Here is a 14,546-nt window from a genome sequence, read left to right on the forward strand (position 1 = left end):
CCCGGGGCCGGTGTGCGGACCGGTGTCCGGCGCAGTCAGCCAGAAGGCGCTGTTCCTGCGCCGAACAGCGACCGAAGTCGCGGTGGTTCAGCTCTTCGGCCGCTGACCGGTTCGGTTCGACGCTGCGAGGAGGACGGCGTCGGGGAAGCGCTGCTCGACCGTGCGGTACGCCGGGTGCTCGCCCTGAAGGAGCGGCTCGGCCTCTTCGAGAACCCCTACGTCGATCCGGACCGGGCCGAGCGGGTCGTCAACTGCGCGGCGCACCGCGAACTGGCGCTCCAGTGCGCCCGGCAGTCGCTCGTCCTGCTCAAGAACGACCCGGGAAAGGGAGGCGAGGGACGGGAACCGCTGCCGCTGTCGCGCGACCGGGTGCGCACGCTCGCCCTGATCGGCCCACCCCCTCGATCCGCGAGGCGCTCCGGGAACTGGTGGGCGACGACGTACGGATCGTGCACGCACGCGGCTGCGACGTGACCGGAACCCACACCTCCGGCCTCGCGGCCGCCCGAGCCGCGGCGCTCCAGGCGAGGCCGGGGGCCGGGCGGTCGCCGAGGCGCTGTTCGGCGACGTCGAACCGACCGGCAGGCTGCCCGTCGCCTTCCCCCGTGACGTGGGCCGGCTCCCTCTGTCGTACAGGCCGATGCCACGACCCGGGTGAGCGTCGGCATCACCAACACGGGACAGCGGGCCGGCGAGGAAGGCCCATGTGCAGCCCGGGCGGCGGGCCACCGTCACCTTCGGCATCGTGCCGAACGGGGACCTCGCCGACCGTGGGGTTCTCGCTGCGAGAACACATGCGAGATCACGACACCTGGCGCGCTGCCGTCCGTTTTGGGGTATTTACCACTAATCTCCGGTTGCAACAAGGAGTTGATCTGTCACAGGTCGCATCCACTTCGCTCCACCGGAGATGACATGCACAAGCTTCGCAAGGCTGCCGTCCTGCTCGCCGCCCTCGGGAGTGTCGGGTTTCTGAGCGCCGGCGGCGCGCACGCCGATGGTGGCGTCGGCGTCCAGCAGAGCACCACCTGCAGGTCGCACGACCTGAACATCAGCGTCCTCGGTGAGGTCGGGCTCATCAACGGCCTGTTGGGCAACGCGCTCAACGGCGAGGGCAACACGGGGGCGCAGAGCACCTCCGAGGGTTCGGACATGGGCTGCAGCAACGCCTTCGGAAAGTAAGTCGCAGACGGCTGCTGCCGGATGAACGGCCTGCCGGGCGGAGCGCCCGGCAGGCCGTGGCCGTTCCTCGCGGCCTGCCGGGCGGAGCTTCGTTACTTGGATGCCGGCGGAGTGACGTTCCCGAGGCTGAAGTCGCTCCCCGTCGTGAAGGAGGGGGCCGCGTCCGGGCTGCCGTGGCGCCCGCTGTGGCTGTCGTCGTCGTAGGCCACGGCGTTGGACTGCGAGTTGGCCACGGCGGTGACGCCCTCGTCGTCGTGGTCATGGCCGTGGTCGTGGGCGAAGCTGACGCCGGCGCCGAAGGCGGAGAGGCTCGCGATCGCCGCGGCTACGACGGCAACACGCTGGAACTTGCGCATGGTTAGACCCTTTCTTACCCGGGCGCGACGCCCTGGCTTGGCTACGTATTGTGACAATATATGCACTGATAGTAGTCATTTGGGATCTTGCGGTTGTCCGCGCGCCGTGTCGTTTTTTCGTACGTCCGTCAGCCGCGGCGCGGTCGCCCCACCATCGGCGCGGACATGGACAGGCCCACGAGATCGGTCCATACGGCCTCGCCGACACCGTCGAGGGTCTGTTGCGCGGCGCGTTCCGCGGTGGTGAGGATGCCGAGACCGGCCCGGGTCTCGTAGGGCAGGTGGTCGAGGGCGAGGCGGCGGCCGACGTAGTCCATGACGGAGCCGGCCTGCCTGATGTCCGGGTCGTTGGTGAGACCGGAGGGCTCGAAGCGGGTTCCGACGCAGTCCGCCACGAGGATTTCGAGCGGGACGCCGTGCTGGAGGCCCCGGGTGACGGTCGAGGAGAAGGCGTCCATCATGCCCGCGAGCGTGGAGCCCTGCTTGGCCATGCGGACCATCACCCCGGCGACGCGGCCGTCGGGGGCGTGCGCGACGGTGAGGTACCCCTTGCCCTCGCCGACGCTGAATGACCGGGTCGTCGACCGCATGCGCCTCGCGGGGCGCGGTACGGCGGGCCGGGCCGCCGCCCGCGTCTCGCCGGCCACCCGTGTCGTACCGTCCCCGAATCGCTCCGTCATGAACGCCCTCACTCGTCGTCGATCTGCGGTGCCTGGGACATTCGTGGCCCAATTCCGGCAGGGTGCACCCTTGTACACAAACTGTGGGCACCAACTTGCCGTAGGCCACAACATGTTGGGGTTGAAGATAGGGGCGGGAGGACGCAGAAGCGGGGGTGGCGCGCCGGAAGGGGGCCTGGTCCGCAGTAAGTTGGGCGGATGTCCACCTTGCCGGTGATCCTCTTGCTGTCCGGGAGTCTGCGGGTCGGCTCCACCAACGAGGCCGTGCTGCGCACCGCGCGGGCCGTGGCGCCGGCGGTGCCGGTGCATGCCGTGCTCTACGGCGGTCTTGCCGGGCTTCCGCACTTCAATCCCGATGACGACGTGGACCCGTTGCCGGAGGCCGTGGCCGGGCTGCGGGCGGCGATCGAGGGGGCGGCCGGGGTGCTGGTCTGCACTCCGGAGTACGCGGGGACCCTGCCGGGAGCGTTCAAGAACCTGCTCGACTGGACGGTCGGCGGCACCGAGATCTGCGACAAGCCGGTGGCCTGGGTCAACGCGGCCGCACCGGGGCGCGGCCAGGGCGCGGAGGCCACCCTGCGGACGGTGCTCGGCTACACCGGCGCCGACATCGTGGATCCGGCCTGCGTGAGGATCCCGGTGCGGCGGGAGACGGTCGGCGCGGACGGGGTCGTCGACGACCCGGAGACGCGCCGCCAAGTCGCGGAGGTGCTGCGGCTGTTGGCGGCTCGGGCGGCCGGACCCGCCTGAGGCACGAGCGCGGCCCGACGTTGCGGGGTGCCGGGGGAGGCGCGACCGCCCGCAGGCTCGGACCCGGCGCCATGCCCTGGCTCCCGTGGATCCCGGAAGGCTCCCAAGGGCTGCTGCGGCGTACGCCTCTCGTCCTGCCGTTGACCGTGCGGATCGCGGACCTGGAGGCGGACGGGAGCGTGGAGGTCTCCGGCCCGGCCGGCGGGCCGAGGGTGATCGACGTGCTGCTGCCGTGCGTGTGGGGAACGGCTGCTGCCCGGCACCCCGCGGTCATCGGCCCGAGCCGGCGCGGATCAGCCCGCGCTCAGCTCCGCCAGCGGCAGCGTGTGCTGGGTCTGGAGGACCTTCGCGCGCAGATAGCGGACGTTGTGGGCGGTGGTGAAGACGCCCGTGGGGACGCGGTCGTGCACGTCGATGCCCAGATCGCGCAGCTGACCCGCCTTGTCGGGGTTGTTGGACAGCAGGTCCAGGCTGCCGATGCCCAGGGCCCCCAGCATCTGCGCGGCGGCCGTGTAGTCGCGGTCGTCCTCGGGCAGGCCCAGGGCCGCGTTCGCCTCGTATGTGTCGAGGCCCTGGTCCTGGAGGGCGTAGGCGTCCAGCTTGTTGTAGAGGCCGATGCCGCGCCCCTCCTGGCGCAGGTAGAGCAGCACTCCGCCGCGGTCCGCGATCCGCTCGACCGCCTCCCGCAGCTGCGGACCGCAGTCGCAGCGGGCCGAGCCGAACACATCACCGGTCAGGCACTCGGAATGCAGGCGGACCAGAGGCGTTGTACCGGGAGCCGGGTCGCCCAGGACGACGGCGACGTGCTCCTGGCCGTCGGTCAGGCCGTGGAAGGTGACCAGTTCGGCGTCGACGCTGTAGCCGTCCTGGAAGCGCAGCGGCACCCGGACGCGGGAGCGCGGGGTGGCGGCGGGGAAGTCGGGCATGCGGGTCTCCGGGGTCGTCCACATCTGCTTCAGTTTTGAAGCAGGTTCATGGCTGGGAACCCTACCCCATGTTTTAAATTTGAAGCAACAGCTTTTCGGGATACGTGAGGTTTCCGGGCTTTCCGGGCTGCCTCAGGAACACGGACCGGAGGAGCGGCGCCGCCAGGGAACCTCGTCCGAGGTGGGGCGCTCCTCCTCCCGCTCCAGCGCCTGCACCACTCCCGAGAAGATCTCCTCCAACTGCTCCACCTGCTGCGGGGTCAGCTGGTCGAAGAGCAGCGAACGCACGGTCTCCACATGCCCGGGCGCCGTCCGCTCCAGCACGGCCATCCCCTCGTCGGTCAGCATGGCGAAGCTGCTGCGCTTGTCCCACTTGCAGTCCTCGCGCCGGATCAGACCGTCCTTCTCCAGGCGCGTCACGGCATACGTCAGCCGGCTGCGCGTGATCTTCGCCCGCTCGGCGAGATCGGTCATGCGCAGCCTGCCGTCCGGTGCCTCGGAGAGGTTGGCCAGGATGGAGTAGTACAGATGCGGCATGCCGGCGTCCTGCTGGAGCTGCCGGTCGATGGCGTCCTCCAGGAGGTGCGTCGCCGCGATGTACGCGCGCCAGGCGCGCTGCTCCTTCTCCGTGAGCCAGCGAGTCGTCATGCGACCAGTGTAGGTTTGTTTCAAACTTTAACCAAGCGTGCAGTCCGCAGCCCGCCGTCCCAGCTGTCCGCCGCCGAGAGTGAGCGCGTCCGATGCCGTACCCGTACGTCCTGCTGTCCGCCGCCGTCTCCCTCGACGGCTACCTCGACGACACCGGTCCCGAGCGCCTCCTGCTCTCCAGCCCGGCGGACTTCGACCGCGTGGACGAGGTACGAGCCTCCGTCGACGCCATCCTCATCGGCGCCGGCACGATCCGCGCCGACAACCCGCGCCTGCTGGTCAACTCGCCCGAGCGCCGCGCCGCCCGCGTGGCGGCCGGACAGCCGGAATACCCGCTCAAGGTCACGGTCAGCGGCTCCGGCGACCTGGACCCGGACGCCAATTTCTGGCACACGGGCGGCGAAAAGCTCGTCCTCACGACCGACAAGGGCGCCGAACGTGCCCGCACCCTCGGCCTCGCCGCCGACGTCGTCCCGCTCGGCCCCGACCTCGACTGGCGCCGCCTCCTGGAGCATCTGCACGAGGTACGCGGCGTACGGCGCCTGATGGTCGAGGGCGGCGGCACGATCCACACCCAGCTCCTCCAGCAGGGCCTCGCCGACGAGCTCCAGCTGGTCCTGGCCCCCCTCTTCGTGGGCGACCCCGACGCCCCCCGCCTCTTCGGCCCCGGCGCCTACCAGCCCGGCCGGCTGCGCCTGACGGAAACCCGCCGGATCGAGGACGTCGTCCTCATGCGCTACGAGCCCACGGCCCCCGGCACCGGCCCGCTCCCCGCCGCCGCCGACCACCACTGGCTGGCCCTCGCCTGCGAGCTGGCGGACCGGTGTCCGCCCTCACGCACGGCCTTCAGCGTCGGCGCGGTGATCGTCGCCGCCGACGGCACGGAACTCGCCCGCGGCCACTCCCGCGAGGGCGACGACCCGGTCGTCCACGCCGAGGAGGCGGCCCTCGCCAAACTGGACCCGGCCGACCCCAGGCTGGCGACGGCGACGGTCTACAGCAGCCTGGAACCCTGCGCCCACCGCGCCTCCCGCCCCAAGCCCTGCGCACGGCTGATCCTCGACGCGGGGGTACGCCGGGTGGTCACGGCCTGGCGCGAGCCGGACACCTTCGTGACGGGGGCGGACGGGAGCGGGCTGCTCGCGGGGCGGGGGGTCGAGGTGGTCGTACTGGGGGAGCACGAGGAGCGGGCAAAGGCACCGAACCGACACTTGGCGTAGGTGTTTTCAGCCCGTCCGGCGTTTGAGGACGAGGCCCCTCAAGGGCCGAAGCGGGGGTCTGGGGGCGCAGCCCCCGGCACCGCCCACCACAACCACCCCGCACCGGCCGATCGGCCCAACAGATCCTGCGCGCGACCCTCCGAAGGGCGACCCTGACCGTACCGGCCGGAGGCGATCGCGGAGGTAGTGCCAGTGAGGTCAGTTCCCAGACGTGCGGCGGCAGTTCTCCTCGTCCTCCTGCTGACGGCGCTCGTCGCCTCCTGCGGCACCGACCCGGGCACCCGCACCATGGCGAGGGCGCTGCCCCCGGGCGCACCGTTCACCCACCCCGGTGTCCTCGTCAGCCAGGCCCAGCTGGACGTCGTACGCAAGAACGTCATCGCGGGCAAGCAGCCCTGGCTGCAGGCGTTCCTCGACATGCGGGACAGCAAGTACGGCTCGTACAAGTACACGGCCCAGCCGACCGCGGTCGTCAACTGTCCCTGGGGCGGCAAGGGCGCGAAGGGCTGTCTGGAGGAGCGGCAGGACGCCATCGCCGCGTACACGCAGGCACTGCTGTTCAGCATCACGGGCCAGCGGCAGCACGCCGTCAAGGCCCGGGAGATCATGGACGCCTGGTCGGCGCAGCTGAAGCGGCACACGGCGCAGGACGCCCGGCTGCAGTCCTCCTGGGCCGGGTCCACCTGGGCGCGGGCCGCGGAGATCATCCGGTACGCACCTGGCGCCGGCTGGCCCGCCGACCGCGTACGGCGGTTCACGGCCATGCTGCGCACCGCCTACCTCCCCGAGGTCACCAGGGACCTCCCCGACTACAACGGCAACTGGGACCTGGCGATGACCGACGCCGCCATCGGGATCGCCGTCTTCACCGACGACCACAAGACCTTCGACGCCGCCGTCAAACGCTTCCGCGGCCTGGTGCCCGACTACTTCTATCTGCGCAAGGACGGCAAGATCCCGCTCACCCCGGCCGGCTCCGACGCCAACACCGTGCAGAAGCTGGAGACGTACTGGTTCAAGGAGACGAAGTTCGAGGACGGCATCGCGCAGGAGACCTGCCGCAACTTCAAGCACGTCGGCTACTCCCTCGCCGCCACCGCGCACATCGCCGAGACCGCCTGGCACCAGGGTGTCGACCTGTACGGCGACGTGAAGGACCGGCTGAAGGCGGCCCTCGACTTCCACGCCCGCTACGAGATGGGGGCCAAGCCCCCGCGGTGGCTGTGCGGCGGCAGGGTCGTCGGGAACATGGGCCCCGACCTGGAGGTCGCCCTCAACCACCTGGAGAACCGGCTCGGCACCCCCGTCCCGGCCGCCCACAAGCTGGTCGAGCAGTCCCGCCCGGCCGGCACCGACGACCTCTTCGTCTCCTGGGAGACGCTCACCCACGCGGACAACCCTGCCGCCTGACGGCCGCCCTGCGAACCCCCGAAAACGCAGGCGAACGGGGGCGGACACAAACCCTGGCGCAGACAGCCCCGCGGATGGCGTATGCTGGTGACACAACGACGCGGGGTGGAGCAGCTCGGTAGCTCGCTGGGCTCATAACCCAGAGGTCGCAGGTTCAAATCCTGTCCCCGCTACTCAAGGCTCAGGGCCGGAGTCCAGTCACTGGATTCCGGCCCTGAGTGTTTCCCCCGGTCGGGCCATCCGGCTCGCCGCGCGCCGCCGCCCCGGGAAACCTGGAGGGGTGGACGAGGAGGGGCCGATCTCATACGCGCGCACCTTCATGCGGCTGCTCCCGGGGCTGCTGATCGTCGGCGGAACCTTTTACGACTACCTCACCCCGTCGCGGTTCACGGCGGGCCCCCTCTTCACCGCCGCACCCCTGGTCGCCGCCCCGCTCTACTCACGCCGGGGCACGGCCCTCACCGGCATCGCGACCGTCCTCGTCGTCACCGCGATCCACGCCCAGGTGGGCGTCCTCCTCCAGGTCGAGGCGATCACCGAGCTGGCCACCGTGGCGACGGTCTCCGTCCTGGCCGTTCTCATCAACCTCCTCGTCCGCCGCAACCGCGAGGAGCTCGCCTCGCAGCGCGAGATCGCCGAGGCCGCCCAGCGCGCGGTGCTGCCGGAACCCGCCGAACGGATCGGAGGGTTCGCGATCGCGGCACGGTACGAGGCCGCACAGGCGGACGCCTCCATCGGCGGCGACCTGTACGCCGTCCAGGACACCCCGCACGGCGTACGGCTGGTCGTGGGCGACGTACGCGGAAAGGGGATGGGGGCGGTGGCCGCCGTGGCCGTCGTCATCGGGGCGTTCCGGGAGGCCGCCGAGCAGGAGGCCACGCTGGAGGCGGTCGCACTGCGGCTGGACCGGGCCCTTGCGCGCGAGGCGGCGCGGCGCGAGGGCATCGAGTTGATCGAGGGGTTCACCACCGCCGTGCTCGTCGAACTCCCGCACGGCGAAGGCATCGTCCGCATCGTCACCCGCGGCCACCCGCCACCGCTGCTGCTGTGCCCGGACGGCACCGTGCACACCCTGCACGCCCGCGAGCCCGCGCTGCCGCTCGGCATGGGCGAGTTCGGGAGCCGGCCCGACCGCGCGGAGGAGACCCCGTTCCGCAGCGGGGCCACGCTGCTGCTGTACACCGACGGGCTGTCCGAGGCACGGGACGAGCACGGGCGGTTCTTCGAACCCGCGGACCGGCTCACCGGCCGGGTCTTCCACGACCCCGGCGCGCTGCTCGCCGCCCTCGCGCGGGAGGTGCGCCGCCATGCCGGGGAGGCCATGACGGACGACATGGCGCTGCTCGCCGTACGACGGCCCTGAAACCGGGTTCCTGAGGCGCGGTCAACTCGCCCGTTTTTCGCCGTTCATGCGCCGTACGTCCAGGTCGGAAAGGTTAATGATCAAGCGGAACACCTTGGAATCGGCACCCCGGGTCTATTAACGTTCGATAACGCAGCGCGGTCGTCCCAGCCGTCACAAGAGGCGGCTCCGTGCGCACGCGCCGAATCCCGCAAGGGAACCGGGGAACCACCACCCTGGGGTGAATCGCGCCGATACCGCCGTGGCAGCACGGCAGGTTTACGCGCGTAGGAGACCTTCCTGCTCCGAACCCGTCAGCTAACCCGGTAGGCGAGAAGGAAGGAAAGGAGCACGCCCACGTGGCGTCCAACCCGCCTGCCCCGGCAGCCCCGTTCGTGCCGAGCACCGAACCCTTCGGCTTCGCCGGCCGCCGCACCGACGAGGGCCCCTGGGAGGAGTGGAATCCCACCGAGGACTCCATCGCCCCCGTCCGCGGCCGGCACCGCGTCGCCAAGCAGCGCGGCGGGGGACTCGCCCGCAGCTCCACGGTCCTGGGCGTCGGCGTCATAGCCGCCGTCGGCGCGGGCGGCATGGCCAGCGCCAACACCGGCAAGCCGCCGGTGTCGATCTCCCTGCCCGATCTCGCCTCCGTCAGCCATGTGTTCGGCGGCGGCTCCGACGCCCCCAAGGGTTCCGCCACCGCGCTCAGCGACGTCGCCACCACCTCCGCCGGCACCGCGCAGGGCGCCAAGGGCGCCGGCGAGGCGCTGCGTGACCGGATCATGGCGCAGGCCGAGTCGCAGCGGGTCCAGATCGACAGCAAGAGCCAGGCCGCCACCGAGGCGGCCCTCGCCCAGCAGATCGACGACGCCGCCGCCAAGGCCGAGAAGGAAGCCGCGGCCAAGGCCACCGCCGCGAAGGAGAAGGCGGAGGCGGCGGCCAAGAAGGCCGCCGAGGACGCGAAGCTCGCCGAGCTGGCCAAGCAGTACACGCTGCCGGTCGTGTCGTACACGATCACCGGCACCTTCGGCCAGGCCGGCTCCATGTGGTCCTCCGGCTACCACACGGGCCTCGACTTCGCCGCCCCCACGGGCACGCTCATCAAGGCCATCCACTCCGGCACCATCACGCAGGCCGGCTGGGCGGGCGCGTACGGCTACCGCACGATCCTCACCCTCGACGACGGTACGGAGCTCTGGTTCTGCCACCAGTCCTCGATCAGCGTCAGCGTCGGCCAGAAGGTCAGCACCGGTGACGTCATCGGCCGCGTCGGCGCCACCGGCAACGTGACCGGCCCGCACTGCCACCTCGAGGTCCACCCCGACGGCCAGGCCACCGGCATCGACCCGATGCCGTGGCTGCGCAGCAAGGGCCTCAACCCCTGATACTCGTACGTTCTCCGTCCGTACCCGGAGTGCCGTAGTCCGCATGTTTACGGGATCTTTGCGCCCGTCGCGGAAGACCGACCACCGGGGCGGGCGTTGACGTAGAGCATGACTTCTCCTTCACTGCGCAAGCTCGGCTCCTCCGGCCTCGAGGTCTTTCCGCTCTCCCTGGGCGGCAACGTCTTCGGCTGGACCGCCGACGAGGCCACCTCCTTCGCCGTGCTCGACGCCTATGCGGCCGCCGGCGGCAACTTCGTCGACACTGCTGACGGCTACTCGGCGTGGGTCGAGGGCAACAAGGGCGGCGAGTCCGAGACGATCATCGGCAAGTGGGTGAAGGCGCGCGGCAACCGCGAGGACGTGGTCATCGCGACCAAGGTCAGCCAGCACCCCGAGTTCCAGGGCCTGTCCGCCGCCAACATCAAGGCCGCCGCCGAGGCCTCCCTGCGGCGCCTCGACACCGACTACATCGACCTCTACTACACCCACTTCGACAAGCCCGAGGTGCCGGTCGAGGAGATCATCGGCGCGCTCGACGAGCTGGTGCAGGCGGGCAAGGTCCGGCACATCGCGGCGTCCAACATCTCCGCCGACCGGCTGCGCGCATCCCTGGAGTTCTCCGACCGCGAGGGCCTGGCCAAGTACGTGGCCCTGCAGCCGCACTACAACCTGGTCTCCCGCGACACGTACGAGGGCGAGCTGCAGGACCTGGCCGCCCGCTACGGCCTCGCCGCCGTCCCGTACTACGCCCTCGCCTCCGGGTTCCTCACCGGCAAGTACCGCCCGGGCGCGACGGTCGACAGCCCGCGGGCGGGCGGCGCGGCCAAGCACCTGGAGACCGAGCGGGGACAGCGGGTCCTGACCGCTCTCGACGAGATCGCCCAGGCCCACGAGGCCCCGGTCGCCACGGTCGCCCTGGCCTGGCTCGGCGCCCAGCCGACGGTCGCCGCCCCGATCGCGTCCGCACGGACGGTGGAGCAGCTCCCGGCGCTGCTGGCGGTGGGCGAGCTGACGCTCACCGACGCCGAGGTCGCCCGCCTGACGGAGGCGTCGGCCTGACCCCTGGGGGTCCTACGTCCGGTACGGGTTGTACGCGGGATTCGGCACCGCCGGGTACCCGTACGCCCCGTACACCGGCCAGGGCGGCGCCGCCACCGGCACCGGGGGCGCCGTCATCCGCGCCGCGTGGTCCAGCGCCGGGCGCGCCACCTCGCGGCGGCGCCACAGCTCGTGCAGCAGCTCCCGTTCCCTGACGACGAAATCGGCGCCGGCGCGGCCACGGCGCCCCCGGTGCCGCAGGAAGGCCAGGGAGGTCGCGTACGCCTCGTACTGGGCGACCTCGCGTGCGGCGGGCTTGCCGAGGTGCTGGGCGGCGTGTTCGCGGGCCAGCCGGCGTGCCCGCATCGAACCGAGGGCGTAGGGCTCGGCGGGGGTGAGCCAGCCCGCGACGGCGTAGGCGGGCAGTTCCTCGCGCACGGTGCGCAGTTCGCGCTGGCGGGTCCAGATCACCAGCCAGGTCAGCAGGCCGAACGCGGGGACCATGAAGGCCGCGTACACCGCGAAGAAGCCGTACTCGCCGAAGTTCGAGGAGCCGTTCCAGATCGCGTGCATGCTCATCGCGAGCAGCAGACCGGAGAGCGGGACGAGGACGCGCCGCAGGTGCTGGCGCTCCGCGGAGAGCGCGGCGATGCCGAAGCCGATGCCGGTGAGGACGGTGAACAGCGGATGCGCGAAGGGGGACATGATGATGCGCACGAAGAACGTCGCCGCGGTGACGGAGGCGATGCCGCGGTCACCGTTGAGCTGGTCCGTGCCGAAGGCGGTGCCCAGGTAGAGGATGTTCTCGGTGAACGCGAAGCCGGTGGCGGTGACCCCGGCGATCACCACCCCGTCGACGATCCCGGTGAAGTCCCGTCTGCGGAACAGGAAGACGAGCAACACGGCCGCCGCCTTCGAGGACTCCTCGACTATGGGCGCTATGACGGTCGCGCCGAGGGTGTCCGCGCTGGACGGGTCGGCGGTCGCCGTCGCTATCCACTTCGTGGCGAAGCTGTTGGCGACGATCGCTATCAGCGCCGCCGCACAGGCCCCCCAGGCGAAGGCGAACAGCAGATTGCGCCAGGGCCCCGGCGCGACGCGGTCCAGCCAGCGGAACGCGGCTATGAGCAGCGGCACGGGCAGCACGGCCAGCCCGAGCCCCACCAGGAACCCCTCGGTGCCGGTCTGTTCGCGCACCAGGGCGAGGATGACGAGCCCGGAGAGCGCGAGCAGGGTGATGAGCGCGCCGTACCGCACCGCCCTGCGCTGCCACCAGTGAGCGTGCCCGAGCGCACCGCCGGCCGGGGCGCCGGGGCGTGGCGGATGCGTCGGGTACGGGGGAAAGGTGGCCACGGCATTGACCCTAACGAGGGAGGGCGCCGCCCGCGACGGTACTTCGGATTGCCCGCAGGGCCGTGGGGCTTCAGGCGCCGGTGGGGGGCTGGTTGTGATGCTGTACGCGACGGAAGAGCAGGTCGTTCACGACATGTCCCTTGTCCAGTCCCTGGCCCTCGAAACGGGTCAGCGGCCGGAAGTCGGGACGGGGCGCAAAACCGCCCTCCGGCCGCGTGTTCTCGAACTCCGGATGCGCCGTCAGCACTTCGAGCATCTGCTCGGCGTACGGCTCCCAGTCGGTCGCGCAGTGCACGATGCCGCCGGGCCTGATCCGGGCCGCGGCGAGGTCGAGGAACTCCGGCTGGATCAGCCGTCGCTTGTGATGCCGCTTCTTCGGCCACGGGTCGGGGAAATAGACCCGCAGCCCGTCCAGCGAATCCGGGGTGAGCATCTCGCGCAGCAGGATGATCGCGTCCCCGTTGGCCACGCGGACGTTGGACAGCCCGTCGTGGTCGGCGAGGTTGAGCAGATTCCCCTGCCCCGGGGTGTGCACGTCCACGGCGAGGATGTTGGTGTCCGGGTCCGCGGCGGCCATCTGCGCGGTGGCCTCACCCATCCCGAACCCGATCTCCAGCACGACGGGATTGCCGTTCCCGAACAGCTCGCCGAGATCGAGGGTCCGCTGCCCGTCGATGTCCAGCCCCCACTTGGGCCACAGCCGCTGCAGCGCATCCGCCTGCCCGGCGGTCACCCGGCTGCGCCGCGGCTGAAAACTCCGGATCCGCCGCTCGAAGTGCGACCCGGCGGGATCAGCCTTCGGCCCGTCCGGGAACCGTGGCTCCCCCTTGGCCCGGGTATGCCGGACGGACACTCCGGGGATGTGCGGCACATGCTCGCCGGGGCGGGGGGCTTCGGGGGCGTTGAGGGAGTCAGACACAGTGAGGCCGATTTTACGGGGTGCGGCCACCTCTCAGCCCGGGTGGCACCCCCCAGCCCCAGGGACGGCAACCCCGCCGCCGGGCGGCCTCACACCGACCCCAGCATGGCCAGCGCCCGCCCCGCCACCTCCCGCCCGATCGGCAGCGAAGCGGTCGCCGCAGGCGAGGGCGCATTCAGCACATGCACGGCCCGAGCCCCCTCCTTGATCAGAAAGTCGTCCACCAGCCCCCCGTCCCGCAGCACCGCCTGCGCCCGCACCCCCGCCGCAGTCGGCACCAGATCATCCGCGGTCACCGCCGGCAGCAGCCGCCGCACCGCCGTGGTGAACGCCCCCTTGGACACCGACCGCGCCAGCTCACCGGCCCCGTACCGCCAGTGCCGCCCGGCCATCCGCCACGCCCCCGGCCAGGCCAGCGTCCGCGCCACCTCCCGCGGCCGTACGACGCCCCAGTCGTACCCCTCCCGCGCCAGCGCCGGCACCGCGTTCGGCCCGATGTGCACACCGCCGTCGATCCCGCGCGTGAGGTGCACGCCGAGGAACGGGAACGCCGGGTCCGGCACCGGATACACCAGCCCGCGCACCAGGTCGGGACGGGCCAGCTCGTAGTACTCGCCCCGGAACGGCACGATCCGCATCTCGGGGTCGTCCCCGGTCAGCCAGGCCACCTCGTCGCAGTACAGCCCGGCGCAGTTCACCAGCACGCGCCCGCGGACGACGTCCCCGCTCGTCGTCCGCACGGCCACCCCGAGCTCCGGCCGCCGGTCGATCCGCTCGACCCGTGCCCCGTACCGGATCTCCGCCCCGGATGCCTCGGCCAGCTGCCGGGCGACCCCCACGAAGTCGCATATCCCGGTCGTCCCGACGTGTATGGCCGCGAGACCGCGCACCTCCGGCTCGTACTCCGCGATCTGGGGGCCGCTCAGCTCCCGTACCGGAATCCCGTTCTCCCGTCCGCGCTGCACCAGGGCGTGCAGCCGCGGCAGCTCGTCCTTCTCGGTCGCGACGATCAGCTTGCCGGTGACGGCGTGCGCGATTCCGTACTCCGCGCAGAACTTCACCATCTCGGCGGCGCCCCGCACCGCATACCGCGCCTTCAGGGACCCCGGACGGTAGTAGATCCCGCTGTGGATCACCCCGCTGTTGCGCCCCGTCTGGTGCCGGGCCGGCCCCGGCTCCTTCTCCAGCACGGTCACCCGCGTCCCCGGCGCGATGCGCGTGATCGCGAACGCCGTGGACAGCCCGACGATGCCACCCCCCACCACCAGCACATCACAGTCGTAAGCGATCCCCGGCCGCACGTGCACCACCTCCCGCTACCGATAGTGCACTGCGCC

General features: G+C 71.4%; 16 protein-coding genes, 1 tRNA gene and 1 riboswitch. Of the genes, 10 read left to right on the plus strand and 7 right to left on the minus strand.

The features are described from left to right. Window positions 1-174 precede the first annotated feature (174 nt). From ACFY1U_RS18770 to ACFY1U_RS18780, 3 genes are all read left to right on the plus strand, one after another. Entirely contained in the window at window positions 175-474 is a 300-nt protein-coding gene (locus ACFY1U_RS18770) for a hypothetical protein (protein ID WP_390695183.1), read from the plus strand. Next, a complete protein-coding gene (locus tag ACFY1U_RS18775; protein ID WP_390695233.1) occupies window positions 464-658 on the plus strand; it encodes a glycoside hydrolase family 3 C-terminal domain-containing protein in 195 nt (64 codons plus the stop codon). Before ACFY1U_RS18770 ends, ACFY1U_RS18775 begins: the two co-directional genes overlap by 11 nt. Before the next feature lie 257 nt (window positions 659-915). Beyond that, window positions 916-1,182: a hypothetical protein gene (locus tag ACFY1U_RS18780; protein ID WP_099929897.1), complete on the plus strand. Its 267-nt coding sequence runs from the start codon at window positions 916-918 to the stop codon at window positions 1,180-1,182. A 92-nt stretch (window positions 1,183-1,274) separates the two neighbouring features. Here ACFY1U_RS18780 and ACFY1U_RS18785 read toward each other — a convergent pair whose 3' ends face one another. After that, window positions 1,275-1,538: a hypothetical protein gene (locus tag ACFY1U_RS18785; protein WP_390695184.1), complete on the minus strand. Its 264-nt coding sequence runs from the start codon at window positions 1,536-1,538 to the stop codon at window positions 1,275-1,277. Between the two features lie 128 nt (window positions 1,539-1,666). After that, the gene (locus ACFY1U_RS18790; protein WP_390695185.1) at window positions 1,667-2,218 is read right to left on the minus strand and encodes a ribonucleoside-diphosphate reductase; all 552 of its coding nucleotides are present in this window, start codon (window positions 2,216-2,218) and stop codon (window positions 1,667-1,669) included. A 198-nt stretch (window positions 2,219-2,416) separates the two neighbouring features. Here ACFY1U_RS18790 and ACFY1U_RS18795 point away from each other — a divergent pair, with 198 nt between their 5' ends. Beyond that, window positions 2,417-2,968, plus strand: a complete 552-nt coding sequence (locus tag ACFY1U_RS18795; protein ID WP_390695186.1) for an NADPH-dependent FMN reductase — start codon at window positions 2,417-2,419, stop codon at window positions 2,966-2,968. 293 nt (window positions 2,969-3,261) lie between these two features. Here the strand turns inward: ACFY1U_RS18795 and ribA are convergent, their stop codons facing one another. Continuing rightward, window positions 3,262-3,894 (minus strand): GTP cyclohydrolase II, encoded by a 633-nt coding sequence (gene ribA, locus ACFY1U_RS18800; RefSeq protein ID WP_390695234.1) that lies wholly within the window; start codon window positions 3,892-3,894, stop codon window positions 3,262-3,264. Window positions 3,895-4,026: 132 nt separating this feature from the next. Beyond that, window positions 4,027-4,542, minus strand: a complete 516-nt coding sequence (locus ACFY1U_RS18805) for a MarR family winged helix-turn-helix transcriptional regulator (RefSeq protein ID WP_390695187.1) — start codon at window positions 4,540-4,542, stop codon at window positions 4,027-4,029. Window positions 4,543-4,634: 92 nt separating this feature from the next. On the opposite strand from ACFY1U_RS18805, the gene ACFY1U_RS18810 reads away from it, so the two are divergent. The 6 genes from ACFY1U_RS18810 (at window position 4,635) to ACFY1U_RS18835 (ending at window position 10,958) form a co-directional block, all read left to right on the plus strand. After that, a complete protein-coding gene (locus ACFY1U_RS18810; RefSeq protein WP_390695188.1) occupies window positions 4,635-5,762 on the plus strand; it encodes a dihydrofolate reductase family protein in 1,128 nt (375 codons plus the stop codon). A gap of 186 nt (window positions 5,763-5,948) precedes the next feature. After that, window positions 5,949-7,172: an alginate lyase family protein gene (locus ACFY1U_RS18815; RefSeq protein WP_390695189.1), complete on the plus strand. Its 1,224-nt coding sequence runs from the start codon at window positions 5,949-5,951 to the stop codon at window positions 7,170-7,172. A 99-nt stretch (window positions 7,173-7,271) separates the two neighbouring features. Next, window positions 7,272-7,345 (plus strand) — tRNA-Met (locus ACFY1U_RS18820). A 107-nt stretch (window positions 7,346-7,452) separates the two neighbouring features. Further along, entirely contained in the window at window positions 7,453-8,535 is a 1,083-nt protein-coding gene (locus ACFY1U_RS18825) for a PP2C family protein-serine/threonine phosphatase (protein ID WP_390695190.1), read from the plus strand. 169 nt (window positions 8,536-8,704) lie between these two features. Beyond that, a riboswitch (cyclic di-AMP (ydaO/yuaA leader) is annotated at window positions 8,705-8,862 on the plus strand. Between the two features lie 11 nt (window positions 8,863-8,873). Next, window positions 8,874-9,899, plus strand: coding sequence for a M23 family metallopeptidase (locus tag ACFY1U_RS18830; RefSeq protein WP_390695191.1), 1,026 nt, complete (start codon window positions 8,874-8,876; stop codon window positions 9,897-9,899). A 108-nt stretch (window positions 9,900-10,007) separates the two neighbouring features. Beyond that, the gene (locus tag ACFY1U_RS18835; protein WP_390695192.1) at window positions 10,008-10,958 is read left to right on the plus strand and encodes an aldo/keto reductase; all 951 of its coding nucleotides are present in this window, start codon (window positions 10,008-10,010) and stop codon (window positions 10,956-10,958) included. Window positions 10,959-10,970: 12 nt separating this feature from the next. Here ACFY1U_RS18835 and ACFY1U_RS18840 read toward each other — a convergent pair whose 3' ends face one another. From ACFY1U_RS18840 to lhgO, 3 genes are all read right to left on the minus strand, one after another. Next, on the minus strand, window positions 10,971-12,290 hold the full coding sequence (locus ACFY1U_RS18840; RefSeq protein ID WP_390695193.1) for a PrsW family intramembrane metalloprotease: 1,320 nt from the start codon (window positions 12,288-12,290) through the stop codon (window positions 10,971-10,973). 70 nt (window positions 12,291-12,360) lie between these two features. Further along, a complete protein-coding gene (trmB, locus tag ACFY1U_RS18845; protein WP_390695194.1) occupies window positions 12,361-13,209 on the minus strand; it encodes a tRNA (guanosine(46)-N7)-methyltransferase TrmB in 849 nt (282 codons plus the stop codon). Window positions 13,210-13,298: 89 nt separating this feature from the next. Continuing rightward, complete coding sequence (lhgO, locus tag ACFY1U_RS18850) at window positions 13,299-14,519, minus strand: L-2-hydroxyglutarate oxidase (protein ID WP_390695195.1); 1,221 nt, start codon at window positions 14,517-14,519, stop codon at window positions 13,299-13,301. Window positions 14,520-14,546: the final 27 nt, after the last annotated feature.

The sequence above is a fragment of the Streptomyces sp. NPDC001351 genome (assembly GCF_042896045.1).
Lineage (GTDB): Bacteria > Actinomycetota > Actinomycetes > Streptomycetales > Streptomycetaceae > Streptomyces.

Bases quoted from the DNA above. Each gene is read 5' to 3' on its own strand.
- ACFY1U_RS18790 (WP_390695185.1), bottom strand. From the start codon at position 2,218: ATGACGGAGCGATTCGGGGACGGTACGACACGGGTGGCCGGCGAGACG.
- ACFY1U_RS18810 (WP_390695188.1), top strand. From the start codon at position 4,635: ATGCCGTACCCGTACGTCCTGCTGTCCGCCGCCGTCTCCCTCGACGGC.
- ACFY1U_RS18805 (WP_390695187.1), bottom strand. From the start codon at position 4,542: ATGACGACTCGCTGGCTCACGGAGAAGGAGCAGCGCGCCTGGCGCGCG.
- ACFY1U_RS18835 (WP_390695192.1), top strand. From the start codon at position 10,008: ATGACTTCTCCTTCACTGCGCAAGCTCGGCTCCTCCGGCCTCGAGGTC.
- ribA (WP_390695234.1), bottom strand. From the start codon at position 3,894: ATGCCCGACTTCCCCGCCGCCACCCCGCGCTCCCGCGTCCGGGTGCCG.
- ACFY1U_RS18780 (WP_099929897.1), top strand. From the start codon at position 916: ATGCACAAGCTTCGCAAGGCTGCCGTCCTGCTCGCCGCCCTCGGGAGT.
- ACFY1U_RS18785 (WP_390695184.1), bottom strand. From the start codon at position 1,538: ATGCGCAAGTTCCAGCGTGTTGCCGTCGTAGCCGCGGCGATCGCGAGC.
- ACFY1U_RS18795 (WP_390695186.1), top strand. From the start codon at position 2,417: ATGTCCACCTTGCCGGTGATCCTCTTGCTGTCCGGGAGTCTGCGGGTC.